Source organism: Streptomyces sp. NPDC058240, from assembly GCF_042882135.1.
Lineage (GTDB): Bacteria > Actinomycetota > Actinomycetes > Streptomycetales > Streptomycetaceae > Streptomyces.
Genome location: NZ_JBHVWT010000165.1, coordinates 1 through 1,208, shown reverse-complemented (window position 1 = coordinate 1,208; position 1,208 = coordinate 1). Strand labels below are relative to the sequence as shown.

General features: G+C 68.8%; 3 protein-coding genes. 2 read left to right on the top strand and 1 reads right to left on the bottom strand.

Translation table 11 applies throughout. The features are described from left to right. The first annotated feature begins 124 nt into the window (after positions 1 to 124). Complete coding sequence (locus ACFVX4_RS42160; RefSeq protein ID WP_389988868.1) at positions 125 to 469, top strand: hypothetical protein; 345 nt, start codon at positions 125 to 127, stop codon at positions 467 to 469. A gap of 15 nt (positions 470 to 484) precedes the next feature. Next, complete coding sequence (locus ACFVX4_RS42155; protein WP_389988862.1) at positions 485 to 808, top strand: hypothetical protein; 324 nt, start codon at positions 485 to 487, stop codon at positions 806 to 808. A 6-nt stretch (positions 809 to 814) separates the two neighbouring features. On the opposite strand, the gene ACFVX4_RS42150 is transcribed toward ACFVX4_RS42155, so the two are convergent. After that, positions 815 to 1,096: a hypothetical protein gene (locus tag ACFVX4_RS42150; protein ID WP_389988865.1), complete on the bottom strand. Its 282-nt coding sequence runs from the start codon at positions 1,094 to 1,096 to the stop codon at positions 815 to 817. Positions 1,097 to 1,208: the final 112 nt, after the last annotated feature.

Genomic DNA, 1,208 nt, shown 5'->3' with positions numbered 1-1,208 from the left:
CCCTCCGCGCGAAATCCACGCCGAGTACGAGAAGTTGCGAATCGCCGCGTGAAATAGACAGTCAGACGCCTGTCCGGAAAACGCGAGGCCCCTCAACTCCCGCCGTCACCGGGCGACCGGACAGATACCCGCGAACCGCCTGGACATCGAACGCACCACCCTGCACGTCCTGCCCATCGAGCCGCTCGCGCTTGCGCTGGGCGAGGAGAGGCTGGTCGGCTCGGATCGCACGATCAGCTTCAACTCCGTGCGCTACTCGACCCCGCCGGGCTATACCGGCGCGAGGGTGTGGTGCCGGGTGGTCGGCGAGGAACTCTCCATCACCGCCCGCACCAACTCCGGGGACCTGTCGGAGATTTGGCGCCACCAGCTCTCCACCCCGGGTGTTCCGCAGATCATCGACGCGCACTACCCCGACCACCCGGACGGCCGCAGCGTCCACCAGCCGAGGCTGCGGCCCCGCTCGTAGGCGGAGATCGCGTTCGTGGGCATCGGCCCCGGGGCCGGGCGCTGGCTCAAGGAGGCCGGCCCTGCCAGCGCGGTCCGTATCCGCGCCAAGATGGCCCGCGCGGTCGAGCTGGCCACCGTCCTGGGCAACGACAAAGTCGACCAGGCCCTCGGCCTGGCGGCGACGGCCGGACGCTTCGCCGACGACGACCTGCTCTCGATCCTGGGACACATCGCCGGCAGCAAGCCCGCCGGCGAGGTCGTCCGCGCGTACGAAGCCCACTCCGTCCAGAACGGAACCATCGGCTGGCAGGCCCTCGGTCAACCGCCACACGTCCCCAGGGAGTTGACGGCCGACTGACCGCGGTCAGTCCCCGACGAACCACAGATACCGGTGCACTCTCTGCTGGACGACCTGACACAACTCGCGGGCCTGCTCGACCCAGTCACCGCCGCAAGCAGCCGGGAGCCGGTCGAGTTCCGCCAGCAGCAGCGGCACCTGCCGATGGTTGAAGACCGCGTCGCCATACGGGTCCAGGGCCCAGAGCATCGGAAATTCCGCCGGGTCCAGATCCGCGAATGCAGCGATCCACTCCACACCACCCTGGGCCCGGGCCACGACGTTCCCGCGGTCGCCCCGCACCGACATAGTGATCACCCGCCGAGCTGAGGGGCCTCGCGTTTTCCGGACAGGCGTCTGACTGTCTATTTCACGCGGCGATTCGCAACTTCTCGTACTCGGCGTGGATTTCGCGCGGAGG

Excerpts from the sequence above, each read along its gene's own strand:
- ACFVX4_RS42150 (WP_389988865.1), bottom strand. The coding sequence starts at position 1,096 with ATGTCGGTGCGGGGCGACCGCGGGAACGTCGTGGCCCGGGCCCAGGGT.